Annotated in this window: 11 protein-coding genes; 6 read left to right on the plus strand and 5 right to left on the minus strand. The window is 43.3% G+C overall.

Annotated elements, in window-relative coordinates:
• Window positions 1-30: 30 nt before the first annotated feature.
• The 3 genes from AC4E8A_RS04855 to AC4E8A_RS04865 form a co-directional block, all read right to left on the minus strand.
• Window positions 31-771 (minus strand): hypothetical protein, encoded by a 741-nt coding sequence (locus tag AC4E8A_RS04855; protein ID WP_490197168.1) that lies wholly within the window; start codon window positions 769-771, stop codon window positions 31-33.
• 154 nt (window positions 772-925) lie between these two features.
• On the minus strand, window positions 926-2,482 hold the full coding sequence (locus tag AC4E8A_RS04860; protein WP_490197169.1) for an ABC-F family ATP-binding cassette domain-containing protein: 1,557 nt from the start codon (window positions 2,480-2,482) through the stop codon (window positions 926-928).
• Window positions 2,483-2,621: 139 nt separating this feature from the next.
• Window positions 2,622-2,858: a hypothetical protein gene (locus tag AC4E8A_RS04865; RefSeq protein WP_490197170.1), complete on the minus strand. Its 237-nt coding sequence runs from the start codon at window positions 2,856-2,858 to the stop codon at window positions 2,622-2,624.
• A 142-nt stretch (window positions 2,859-3,000) separates the two neighbouring features.
• Between AC4E8A_RS04865 and AC4E8A_RS04870 the strand changes: the two genes are divergently transcribed.
• From AC4E8A_RS04870 to AC4E8A_RS04890, 5 genes are all read left to right on the plus strand, one after another.
• A complete protein-coding gene (locus tag AC4E8A_RS04870) occupies window positions 3,001-3,699 on the plus strand; it encodes a YqjF family protein (protein ID WP_490197171.1) in 699 nt (232 codons plus the stop codon).
• A 183-nt stretch (window positions 3,700-3,882) separates the two neighbouring features.
• On the plus strand, window positions 3,883-5,475 hold the full coding sequence (locus AC4E8A_RS04875; RefSeq protein WP_490197172.1) for a diguanylate cyclase domain-containing protein: 1,593 nt from the start codon (window positions 3,883-3,885) through the stop codon (window positions 5,473-5,475).
• A gap of 121 nt (window positions 5,476-5,596) precedes the next feature.
• Window positions 5,597-5,932 (plus strand): hypothetical protein, encoded by a 336-nt coding sequence (locus tag AC4E8A_RS04880; RefSeq protein WP_490197173.1) that lies wholly within the window; start codon window positions 5,597-5,599, stop codon window positions 5,930-5,932.
• 449 nt (window positions 5,933-6,381) lie between these two features.
• A complete protein-coding gene (locus AC4E8A_RS04885) occupies window positions 6,382-8,148 on the plus strand; it encodes an ATP-dependent helicase (protein WP_490197174.1) in 1,767 nt (588 codons plus the stop codon).
• A 9-nt stretch (window positions 8,149-8,157) separates the two neighbouring features.
• Window positions 8,158-8,247: a putative holin-like toxin gene (locus AC4E8A_RS04890; RefSeq protein ID WP_240628577.1), complete on the plus strand. Its 90-nt coding sequence runs from the start codon at window positions 8,158-8,160 to the stop codon at window positions 8,245-8,247.
• A gap of 205 nt (window positions 8,248-8,452) precedes the next feature.
• On the opposite strand, the gene kynB is transcribed toward AC4E8A_RS04890, so the two are convergent.
• The gene (gene kynB, locus AC4E8A_RS04895; protein WP_490197175.1) at window positions 8,453-9,073 is read right to left on the minus strand and encodes an arylformamidase; all 621 of its coding nucleotides are present in this window, start codon (window positions 9,071-9,073) and stop codon (window positions 8,453-8,455) included.
• 11 nt (window positions 9,074-9,084) lie between these two features.
• Window positions 9,085-10,362 (minus strand): kynureninase, encoded by a 1,278-nt coding sequence (gene kynU / locus AC4E8A_RS04900; RefSeq protein ID WP_490197176.1) that lies wholly within the window; start codon window positions 10,360-10,362, stop codon window positions 9,085-9,087.
• 446 nt (window positions 10,363-10,808) lie between these two features.
• On the opposite strand from kynU, the gene AC4E8A_RS04905 reads away from it, so the two are divergent.
• The gene (locus tag AC4E8A_RS04905; RefSeq protein ID WP_490197177.1) at window positions 10,809-12,134 is read left to right on the plus strand and encodes an oligosaccharide flippase family protein; all 1,326 of its coding nucleotides are present in this window, start codon (window positions 10,809-10,811) and stop codon (window positions 12,132-12,134) included.
• Window positions 12,135-12,146 lie beyond the last annotated feature (12 nt).

The raw sequence follows: 12,146 nt of genomic DNA on the forward strand, positions 1-12,146 counted from the left end.
CTAGTGGATTCCGGCCTTTCAGCTTTCCGGTCAGGCACCGGATCTGTCCGTTGCTCCGAATTCGACAGCCTTATCGATTGCCTCAAAAGGTTTGCCATTTTCATTTTCGATTGTGTATACAGTTTTTCCTGTCTGCCACTGAATCACGGTGTCAGGAGAGTCCTTAAATCCATTGATGCTGATCATCCCTCGGTCTTCAGGGGCCGGAAGGTAATGGCTTTCCAGGTGCTCCACCACCTTTTTGGCAAGTTCAACTCCCTCGGGATAAGGCTCATAAGCATATTGCGGGTCGGTAGGGAAATTCATCTGTATAAGCCAGCGCCCTTCGTTCCAGGATATATATTGATGGCCGGTGGCACCTTCTACAAGTGCCTGTATGGAATGCCCCAAATCGGTGTTGGTCTGTTTTACTTCACGATAGTTCTCAATTGCTTGAGCTGCTTTGCTTGCACTTTCATAGTTTGTTTGCTGGACGCCATCGGGCAGCTCATTGGAAGTATCAGTGCTTTGTGAAGGTTCCCCGTTATTGTTATCCTCCTCTGAAGCCGCCTGGTTCCCTTGACTACCGGATGATGCATTTGAATCTTCTTCAGGGGTATCAGGAGAGTCCGCTTCTTCAGCAGTTGTGCTGGAACCGGTATCGCTTTCAGCAGCATCGGCATTATCTTGATTCATATTGGAATTATCGGCTGTGTTTCCTTCGTTATTGCACCCTGCTAATAGCAGGCTGGATGTTAATAAAAAGGCAGTTCCTGCTGTTTTGAACTTCATGCTATCCCTCCAATTGTAAATCTGTAATTACCTTTTCCCTTTATACCGATTCATAACCTTCATTTTCCCCAAAAGTAAAATAGGCTTTAGAAGGGCAGCAGACAGCGGGATTGCGGCTGCCGGCTGATCCATCTTAAAGCCGTTTATTTATATGTTAAAAAACCTTCGTTGTCCAAGATTCACAGTTCCAAAGGTCTGTGGCAATGTCCTGATAGAATTCAGGTTCGTGTGAGATGAGCAGGATGCTTCCTTTGTATTCCTGTAAGGCTCTTTTGAGTTCGGCTTTTGCTTCTGCGTCCAAATGGTTGGTGGGCTCGTCGAAGACTAATAGATTCGTTTCCTTGTTGATCAACTTGCATAGTCTGACTTTTGCTTTTTCACCGCCGCTCAACACCTCGACCTTGCTTTCAATATGCTTGGTCATCAACCCGGATTTTGCAAGCGCAGCCCTTACCTCATATTGAGTGAAGGAAGGGAACTCGCTCCATACTTCCTCAATGCAGGTATTGTAGTTAGCGTTTTTAATCTCCTGTTCGAAGTAGCCGATATGGAGATGGTCCCCACGTTCAACCTCACCTGAAACAGGTTTGATTTCACCTAGGATGCTTTTGAGCAGCGTTGTCTTTCCAATACCGTTTGCTCCGTATAGGGCGATTTTCTGTCCCCGCTCCATGCGCAGGTTCAGAGGCTTTGAAAGCGGTTCGTCGTATCCTATAACCAGGTCACGGGTTTCAAAGATCAATTTGCTGGAAGTCCTGGCAGGTTTAAAGTGAAACTCAGGTTTAGGCTTTTCACCTGCTAATTCGATGATCTCCATTTTATCCAGCTTCTTTTGGCGGGACATGGCCATATTTCTTGTTGATACCCTGGCTTTGTTTCTTGCAACAAAGTCCTTGAGTTCAGAGATTTCCTGTTGCTGTCTTTTATAAGCGGATTCCAGCTGCTGGCGTTTCATTTCATAGACCTTTTGGAAATCATCATAGTCTCCGGCATAGCGGTTAAGCTCCTGGTTTTCCATATGATAAATGAGATTGATGACGCTGTTAAGGAAAGGAATATCATGTGAAATCAGGATGAAAGCATTTTCGTATTCCAGCAGGTACCTCTTCAACCAGACAATATGCTGTTCATCAAGGTAGTTGGTCGGCTCATCCAGCAATAAAATATCGGGTTTCTCGAGGAGCAGTTTTGCCAACAGGACTTTAGTTCTTTGTCCTCCGCTGAGATCCTGAACTTCCCGCTCAAGGCCGATTTCATCGAGTCCAAGTCCTCTTGCAATTTCCTCCACTTTTGCATCTATGACATAGAAATCATTATTCGTCAGAGCATCCTGGAGGGTCCCTGTCTCATCTAAAAGCTTTTCAAGTTCTTCTGGAGAAGCCTCTCCCATTTTTGCGAAAAGTTCGTTCATTTCTGTTTCCATATCGAATAAATATTGAAATGCAGTCTTCAGGACGGCCCTGATGGTCATTCCTTTCTCAAGGGAAGTATGCTGATCAAGGTAGCCGACGCGTACACGCTTTGCCCATTCGACTTTTCCTTCATCGGGCTCAAGTTTACGGGTGATGATATTCATGAAGGTTGATTTTCCTTCCCCGTTTGCCCCGATGAGTCCGATATGTTCGCCTTTCAGGAGACGAAAGGATACATCATTGAAAATGGCTCTGTCTCCAAAGCCATGGCTTAAATTCTTAACTGTTAATATACTCATGTAACCTGCACCTTTTCTATTGTTTTCTTATTATCTCTTCATATTATAAAGGTGTTAAAAGCGGATGGGTAGGGGTGGAAAAATTTAATTGCGGGTAAGTTCGGCACCCTGGTATAAAAAAGGGGAAGTATACCTGTATTCAGCCTCGGCTCCGGCGGTTAATGTACTGCTGTTCTGAACCAAGTTCTCTGTTGAGGAGCAGCTCCATTTCTTCAAGGTGCCGGCGTGCAACTATAGGGTCCTGGGCAGACCAATAAACATTGTAGATAAAATAGTAATCCTTGATTCTCCTGAACAGGACCATTGAGTGCGGGAAATGGTCAAAGCTTGCTTTAATGTTGTATCTCCTGGAATAACTCCATTTTATAAGTTTCAAGTAGGCCGCCCCCTTGTAGCTGTTGGTTTCTTTTATTCCCGGATGTCCTTCATCCGCAAACGTAATAATCCGTTCTGACCGTTTGATCAAGCTGCCTAATGTGTAAATTAAAAAAGGATAATAATGAAAGGGGGAAAGCGTTATGACGGATAAGAGAAACGGCTGGTTGATGAAGCAGACGTGGGAACATCTATTATTCCTGCATTGGGAAGAGAAAGCTGGCATTGTGCAAGAAATGATTCCGCGGGAACTGGAACTTGACACTTATCAGGGGAGCGCATGGATTGGGATTGTGCCGTTTGCTGTTAAGCATATGCGCGGGCACGGGATGCCTGAAATCCCTTTTGCCCGGTCTTTCCTTGAATGCAATGTTCGTACATACGTCACTTACAAGGGAGAGCCGGGTGTTTATTTTTTCAGTCTTGATGCTGACCATGCTCCTGTAATAGCTGGTGCCCGCAATTTTTTTCATCTGCCGTACTATCGTGCAGAAATGGAGATGTTCATCGGTCATGAAACCATTCAATACAGCACCAGGAGAACTCATAAAGGAACGAACGGTGAAAGTCTGAAGATGGATTATACCCCTGGAAGTCCTCTTCCTGAAAAGAAAAGTCCGCTGACGGACTGGCTTACCGAACGATATTGCTTATGGACGGTGAAGGATGGAAAGGTATATAAAGGAGAAATTGCTCATGAGCCCTGGGAGCTTTATGAGGCAGAATCCGTGATTTATGAACAATCGTTATGGCAGGGAGGAACATTTACTAACAAGAGGCTCCATCAATGCTATTCACGGCAGCAGACAGCTTATTTCTGGCCTCTGAGCCGAAAAGGATAAAGGAATGAAGTGAGAATATGGTCCTTATTATCCGGTTAAAAAGTAACAAAAAAGTTTTGGGGTTCCTTTAACCGGGTAAAGGGCACAGTGAGCAAATGTGTTGCTATTAAAATATATTTTCTGGAGAATAGCAGATGTTATCAAAACATGCATTTGTTTGAATAAATGGAATAGGGCGATGACATGAAGGAACCTAATTACTTAAAGACTTCACTGCTTGGTTTGACAGCTTTTTCCCTTTTGTTTCTTGGGTGGATCGTCTATTTTGAAGGAAACGTCCAGGCATTCGGTGTAAGTATACTGGCTGCAGCAGCGATTGCAGTCACATTGATGCTTCAGATTCTTGCTTTTAGAAAATCAGAAGGGATGCTGCGCACATTTTTGGGCTTGCTGGTATTTGGGACTTTTCTTTATGCAGGGGCTGACTTGGTTTGGTTTTATGAAGAAAAACTTAAGGGTGATTTTGTTTCTGTTCCACTTGGAAGCAACTTGCTTTACATATTTAGTTCACTAATGATGATAGCAGCATTCTCGCTGTTGACTATGGCTGTGAAAAATCGTTATCAAGTGGTTTATTTTTCGATCGATATTCTGATCATTTATTTTTCTATTACCACGATTTTGTGGGTTTACTGGTTTCACCCGTTGTACAATGAAGCTGGAGTTTCCTATGGATTGGGACTGACATCTTTTATTTATCCGGCATTGGAATTCCTTCTGCTGTTTGCCTTAGCTGCCGCAATGTTTGTGAAGAAATACTTTTTCCCCCGGATGCCAATGGCGTTATTTGCCCTTTCCCTTGGTTTATTTTTTATAGGGGACAGCTTTCACGTCATGGAACTGTATTATGGAAGCTTTGAACCTAACAGCCTGCTGGAAGTGCTGTGGAATTCTGCCCTGATTTTACAGGGAATTGCTTCGGTTGAGTTACTGAGGAGTAAGGCATCCTTCAATAAGAGGAAAAATTCATTCAATTATGATGCCGGGGCCTATCCAGCTGTCAGGAGCATGGTGAATATAGGGAGCATCATCATTCTGTTGCTGATTGCAGGTACGAGCCGGGAAATGGTGGCTGGCGCATCTCTCCTGCTGATTATAATCCTTGTCTATTCCAGGCAGCTTTTGGCCAGTTCCCAGTTGAAGGAGATCACGAAATCTTATCAGGACCTTGCCAGGGACTTGGAAAATCAAGTGAATAAGCGGACAGAGGAACTGCGGAAGAAAAATTCAGAGCTTGAAAAATCAACTTCCCGGTTAAAGCACATGGCTCTTCATGATCAGTTGACGGATATTTGGAACCGCCGAGCGTTGGAAGGCAGGCTGAAAACGCTATTTGAGAGGTCTTTGGAAGATGAAGATGTAATGTTTACTGTTATCTTTATTGATATTGATAAGTTCAAAGCCATTAATGACAGTATGGGTCACTCGTATGGAGATGAACTGCTGATCCAATTCACCCAAAGAATCAAATGTGTGTTTCCACAAGATGCATTCATTGCAAGGCAATCCGGCGATGAATTTGTCGTCCTTCTTGATGGCCGGCATAAAAAGGAGGATGTCGAGAGCATCATCCAGAATTTCTTTGCGGCGAATGAAGAAGGCTACAGAGTTTTTGGAGAGAAGGTCCGGATTACCTTCAGCCTGGGGGCAGCCTTCTTTCCTGACGACAGCCGTGATACAGATGAGCTTCTTCAGGCCGCTGACATGGCGATGTATGCGGTAAAGCAGCAGGGGAGAAATAATTATCAGATGAATCAGGGAAAACAATTTTCTTGATAGATTCATGTATTCGTATTAGAATTAATTGTTGCGACATAAATAGGGACAAATTAGTTAGTGCTTATTTGTTTTCAGTGGAATATAATGATACTAATACTTTTTTGGGGGAGGATGCCTGATGAATCGATTTACGTTTTTGATGGGCTTCATGATATTCGCGATCCTCACAAACAGTATTGGATATGCTCATTTTTCGGTGAATGCGGTGCAGGAAAGTACCTTATCGGACCACCACTTAACCGATTCTGTTCAACATGGGGATCATTTTGATTCTGGCAAAAGCAAGGCTGTATTCTATGTAACACAGATCCTGCTTATATTCTTGATTCTTTGCCTGGCGATCGCCAGCAACCGGAATGCATCTTTGTTCCGGAGGCTGATTATGCTCATCCCGGTTTTTCATCAATCTAATTACGTGGATAGTTCCCTTTTGAATAATCAATCAACCAATTGATATCAAAAGGGGGGAAAGATATGTGGATTCGTTTTTTAATGATGGGAGTGTTTTCATTCACTGCTTTAACACTTTTATCTTATCAAGCTATCGAAATCTACCAGGCTTTCATTGACTTTTTCCACCAAAAATAATAAATTCACGAAGAGTGTAAAGAATCAGTAACCTTCTTTACACTCTTTTTTGTTATAGGGCACAAGCTGAATTCTTAAAAATGGATTTGCCTGTGGGTTCCACCTGTCCCGCTAATCACGCAGGAGTTGTACCCTCCCACTTCAATCTAGATTATTTAAAAATGAAAAAGGTTTAAACTAAGGACCACTTTTTTTATCTATGATGCAGAACTGGCATTATATGCAAGATAAAGTTCTAACCTAATCAATGCAGTTTGCATTGCAAAAAAGATACAGTATACTATCGGATATCAAATAAGATCTGGGTGACTAGAAATGAATAATTTTTCCAACAGGCCATTCGGCATTTCGTCCCGAGTGATGCCCAATGCAGAGATTTACCATTATGAACATCAACTAAAGCAAGACAGACAGAGTGAGGATGACGCCTTCTTTCAATTGCTTGAACAAGGGGGAATCCGTTTAAATGATGCTCAAATGAAAGCGGTCCGGCATTTGGAAGGGCCATGCTTGACTTTGGCAGGGGCAGGATCGGGGAAGACATCAGTGCTTGTTTCGCGGACAGGCTATCTGCTGGAGGCGAAGAGTGTTCCGCCTGAAAATATCCTGCTTCTGACCTTTTCAAAAAAAGCGGCGATGGAAATGAAACAAAGGGTTGCACTGCTGCCAGGGATAAACAAGGGAGTGCAGAGAATTCAAGCCGGCACGTTCCACTCCTTTTTTCTTCACATCTTAAGGAGCAGGGGATTCAAACAGGAAATACTCGGTAATGAGCGTTTCAAGCACATTCAGCTAAAGCAGATACAAAGAAAAATAGGGATACAGGAACCCTATCAGCCAGAAACACTGCTTTCAACTTTGTCCAATCTTAAAATGAATAGGAAATCACTTGAAGACCTTCCAGAAAAAACAACAGGGGAAAAGGAAATCAAAAAGATTTTACTGATGTTTGAGGAATGGAAGGAAAGAAATGAGAAAATGGATTTTGATGATATTTTGGTCAAAGCATATGAACTGCTTACCGAAGACCAACTTCTTCTGGAGGCGCTGCAAAACAGGTTTCATTATGTCATGGTGGATGAATTTCAGGATACCAACTGGCTTCAATATGAACTGATTAAAATGATTTCTCATCGTTCACTGAACTTATTTGTTGTCGGAGATGATGACCAGACGATTTATTCATTTAACGGAGCAGACCACTCTTTCATCCTGGACTTTGATAAAGAGTTTCCAGATGCAACTGTCATTACATTGGATATCAACTATCGCTCGAATAGTCATATCGTCGGACTTGGAAATAAGGTCATCAGCAGAAACAGGTATAGACGCAAGAAGACCCTTAAGGTTGTGAAGGAGGAGTTGGACAAGCCTCAGTACAGCCGCCCTTCCAATTCTGATGAGGAAGCAGAGTGGCTACTGGCAAAAATTAAAGACTTGATTTCAAAAGGGGATCTGGAATACAAGGATATAGCAATATTGCATCGGACGGTCAGCAGCAGCAGGGCGGTTTTTGAAAAATTGGTCATGGACGAAGTCCCATTCTTCTCATACAATCTTGGGGATCAGCATTTCTATGAACACTGGGTCGTCAAGCCGTTGATTGACCATTTGAGACTTTCACTCGTCCCAAGGAATTTCTCAGCAATAGAGGGGATTCTCGGAACACTTTATATCAACAGGGATACAGGGATGAAGTTCATTTTTAACCAAGAAGAGTCGGCCAGGAAGAAGTATCCGTTGATTCATTTGACAAAACTGGACCAGCTTCAGGAGTTTCAAAAAGAAAAGGTGAAAGGCAGGATCAAACTGATCAAAGATCTTGCTGCTGAACCTCCTGCTGCAGCCATCAAGCAAATGCGCAGAAATTTCTATGATCATTATATGGATACAAATGAACGTGTCTCTGTCTCTGAACATAAGGAAGCCATTAAAGAAACTTTATCGGAGCTTGAAGCGTCCGCAGCCAGGTTTCAAACTATTTCCGCCTTTATTTCATTTATTGACAGCATGACGGATAAACACGAAAAAATGCAGCAACAGGACCATAAAGCGGCTGCTCCCTTTGTTGAGGGGAGGTGAGTCTCTTTAATGATAGAAACAGCTGATGCACTTCAAATTATGATTGCGTTCGGGACACTGACAGTAGCGATCATCGCGGTCACACAAAAAAAGAAGTAACCCCCCGCCGGCTCTCAACCTTGGGAGGTTACTTCAGTATCTAACTAAATATTTTGCTGCTGCTTCCTGCAGTGTATGCTAGGATGGGAGTTCCGGTGGCAGCCGGCACTCTCATGTCACCTTTTATTCTTATAGTAATAATTATACCCAATATCTCATCATGAAGTAAAGGAACTTGAGAGATGAAATACAGAAAAGTTCATGACTACCGGTCAATGAGCACAGCCCTGACTGGACACCCATCAGCTTCTTCGATGGATAATGGAAAGGCGGCAAGTTCATAAGTCTTCTCCTCGACCCCATCAAGGTCGATTCCTTCCAGAATGCCAATGCCATTGAGCTGTAATGAATGGTGGGCAGGAAGCTCTTTGCTGTCCAGTGGATCAACAGAAGGAACATCCACTCCGATTAACTGAATGCCATTCTTTTGTAGAAAAGGTCCAATATCGCCCCGAAGATAAGTGATTTCTAAAGGGAAAACACTTCTATCCTTCCAGCTGCCGGTGCGCAGCAAAAGGATTGTGACTTCTTTCAAATCAAATCCTTCCAGTTCTTCGGGGCCGATGGATTCTTTGCCGGAGATATCTACTACTAATGCTCTTCCAAAGAAGTTTTCCAGCGGGAGCTCTGCCACTCTCTTTCCATTGTCATCAAAATGAAATGGGGCATCAATATGTGTTCCCGTGTGAGCGCTGAACATCATATTCCCGACATTGACGGATCCGGTATCGCTTTTGGACCAGTTCAATGAAAAGGTAAACGGTGTATCACCGGGCCAGACAGGGGTACTGTCATTAAGGCGTTGTGAGATATCAATCAATTTCATTGCAATCCTCCTTAAGCTACAACATTCCGGCCATTTTCAAATTGTTTGTATTGTTCATCTTCCATGATGGCTTTTAAGATTTGGACAGTTTTCCAAACTTCCTGATAAGTCGTATAGAGGGCAACCGGTGCCAGCCTGATTACATTTGGTGCGCGAAAATCAGGTATGATGCCATTTTTTTTCAATGCTTTACAAATGCGGGCAGCTTCTTCATGCTGCAGACAGACATGTCCTCCTCGTGAATGGTCATCCTTGGGATTCGAAGTGGTAAAGCCGAACCCTGACAAGCAGTCCTCAATAAGGTTCATAAGGTACCTGGTTAGCTTCAACGACTTTGCCCGTATATTTTCGATACCCGCCTCTTCAAAAATTTGAAGTGACCCGAGCAGGGGGGCCAGGCTGAATATATGCGGCGTTCCAATTTGAAAGGCTCCCGCTGTCTCGGCATGTGTCATGGTATGTTCCATATCAAACTGCTTTTCTTTCTTCGAACCGAACCAGCCTGCAAGGCCAGGTTTCCTGCCCAAGTGTTCTTCATGTACGAATAGCCCGCCGACTCCTCCAGGCCCGCTATTTAAATACTTATAGTTGCACCATACAGCAAAATCCACATCCCACTCATGAAGGGTGTGCGGGATGGCGCCAATGGAATGAGCCAAATCAAACCCGATGATAATGCCCCTGTTATGAGCTTCTTCTGTCAAAAGCTTCATATCCAGGAGCTGACCGGACCGGTAAAGGACAGAAGGAAGCAGGATCAGAGCGATATCATCCGTCATGGCAGCAATGATATCTTCTTCCCGGAGAGTGAGGCCGTCCCTGCTTTTCACTTGCACCAAATCTGCTGCGGGATCTTGCCCCTTTAACTCGAGTTGACTTTTTATAGCATAAATATCTGAAGGAAACGTCAGCTCATCTGCCAGTATTTTCGTTCTTTTTCCGTCAGGTTTATAAAACGAAGAAATCATTTGATGAAGATTCGTTGTGATTGATCCCGTCACGATCGTTTCCTGTTCTTTGGCTCCTATAAGCGGAGCTGTCATTCTTCCGAGTTTTTCAGAGTAATGGAACCAAGGTTCCCTGCCATCCATCCAGCCGTCTATCCCATGCTGCTTCCAATCTTCCAATGACATCAAAAGTGATTTCTCCGCTCTTTTGGATAGCAGGCCAAGTGAATTCCCATCCATATAGTAACAGTCTTTCTTTATGTAAAATTCATCTTTGAAGTGAGAAAGCGCATCTGTTTTATCCTGCTCAACCGCGTACGCCTCGTTCATGCTGTAATCCATGTCCACCCCGCCTTTATTGTTTTGTATAAATAAATGGTAAAGGAAATTGCGGGAATAGTAAAATTATTTCTTTGCTGAATAGAATCTTGAACGCTTATTTCAGCATGTGGGAAAATAGTAGAAGCTGTTTCCAGAGGACAAAAATACTAAGAGGACTTCGTTCCTGTGTGTCCATGGTTTCAAAGGAAGGGGACACAACACTTCCTTTGTTGAGAAAATGCCAGAGATTGCTGCAGATATCCGGGATATCAAAAAGGCCAGCAGAGACGGCTTAGAGTCCAAAAGCGAGAGAGAGGAGATTTAATCACAAAGGTATTCAGGAGGCACCTAGAGTCGAAACGATTGAAAGAACAATCTACAAACACAGCTCGTTGGTTTGAAAAAAATCCTAAACTGTAAACTTCCGTCATAAGATAGGGCATGTACTTATTTCGGAGGTTGAAAAAATGAAGTTATTTATTCGGGGAATATCCTTTTTGATAATTACTGCTTTTTTCGGGGAATGCCTGGAGTTTATCATCAATATGATTTTGGCAAGGGAACTTGGAGAGCATGGAATGGGGATTTATATGTCGATTTTGCCTTCTATCTTTTTGATCGCAATCATCGCCAGCTTGGAGCTTCCGGTTTCGCTTTCGAAATTCATAGCAGAAAAGGAAGTTGTCTATCACCGGAATATCCTTTCCCAGGTATGGAGATTGACGATTGTTTTCACCTGTATCTTCTTGCTGGCAGCGACTGTGCTGTATTCCGTTTTTCCATTTTTGGCTGAATATCATCCGAGTGTACGCTGGCTGACACTCCTGCTGATCCCGATTATTTCTTTTTCTTCCATAGCAAGAGGCTATTTCATGGGGGTTCATCATATGGGGAAGATTGCAGCTGCCAATTTTTTAAGGAAGATTGCGCAGCTGATCCTTTTGGTAATCGTTTATCAATTATTTTCATTCGAAGTGAACATCGCGATTATCATTGCACTCTGTACCTTCATCGCCAGTGAAGGAGTGGTCTTCCTTTATTTCATGCAAGCCTATGTATTGTCTGTAAGGAGTTTTAAGAGAATCTCCTCAAAGGATGCAGATAAGAGGGAAGTGGGCAGGGCATTATTATCAGTTTCGTTTCCCACTACTGTTCTCCGCATCTTCCATGCTGTCACGCATGCCATCCAGCCGTTTCTGATCAAGGCCGCCCTCCTGCATTCTGGGCTGACGGAGGTAGCAGCAACAGAACACTTCGGAGTGCTGGCCGGCATTGCACTGACAATCGGGTTCTTCCCGGCATTTATAGCCCATTCACTACTAGTTGCCCTCATTCCGATTGTATCAGAAAAGGTTTCAAAAAATGATATTAAAGGTATACACTCTATACTTAGACAGGTAGTGTGGATTACATTAGGGTACGGGACTCCGGCCGTCATGGTTTTCTATATTTGGGGAGACGATCTGACAAATGTATTTTTTCATTCAACTTCAGCTTCCTACTATTTGAAGTTACTCTGGCCATATTTCTTTTTCCACTTTTTTGTAATGCCGCTGCAGGCTTTTATGATCGGGTTTGGACTGATTAAGGACGCTTTGTATCATACTATATGGGCAACGGTTGTGTCGTTTTCACTTATATACTTTCTAGGTTCGCTTCCACAGTTCGGGATGGCTGGGGTGCTTATCGGGATGAATACAGGGGCTGTATTGCTGACGCTGCTTCACTACAACACAGTCTGCAGCCGCATCGGATTGACCTTCTGGTTTAAAAGCACTGTCAGTTATAAATGAAACAGTATTAGA

The sequence above is a fragment of the Bacillus sp. SRL337 genome (assembly GCF_984799155.1).

What these genes read in the sequence shown, in the direction of transcription:
- AC4E8A_RS04855 (WP_490197168.1), bottom strand. Translation starts at nt 771, where the DNA reads ATGAAGTTCAAAACAGCAGGAACTGCCTTTTTATTAACATCCAGCCTG.
- AC4E8A_RS04860 (WP_490197169.1), bottom strand. Translation starts at nt 2,482, where the DNA reads ATGAGTATATTAACAGTTAAGAATTTAAGCCATGGCTTTGGAGACAGA.
- AC4E8A_RS04870 (WP_490197171.1), top strand. Translation starts at nt 3,001, where the DNA reads ATGACGGATAAGAGAAACGGCTGGTTGATGAAGCAGACGTGGGAACAT.
- AC4E8A_RS04875 (WP_490197172.1), top strand. Translation starts at nt 3,883, where the DNA reads ATGAAGGAACCTAATTACTTAAAGACTTCACTGCTTGGTTTGACAGCT.
- AC4E8A_RS04880 (WP_490197173.1), top strand. Translation starts at nt 5,597, where the DNA reads ATGAATCGATTTACGTTTTTGATGGGCTTCATGATATTCGCGATCCTC.
- AC4E8A_RS04885 (WP_490197174.1), top strand. Translation starts at nt 6,382, where the DNA reads ATGAATAATTTTTCCAACAGGCCATTCGGCATTTCGTCCCGAGTGATG.
- AC4E8A_RS04890 (WP_240628577.1), top strand. Translation starts at nt 8,158, where the DNA reads ATGATAGAAACAGCTGATGCACTTCAAATTATGATTGCGTTCGGGACA.
- kynB (WP_490197175.1), bottom strand. Translation starts at nt 9,073, where the DNA reads ATGAAATTGATTGATATCTCACAACGCCTTAATGACAGTACCCCTGTC.
- kynU (WP_490197176.1), bottom strand. Translation starts at nt 10,362, where the DNA reads ATGGATTACAGCATGAACGAGGCGTACGCGGTTGAGCAGGATAAAACA.
- AC4E8A_RS04905 (WP_490197177.1), top strand. Translation starts at nt 10,809, where the DNA reads ATGAAGTTATTTATTCGGGGAATATCCTTTTTGATAATTACTGCTTTT.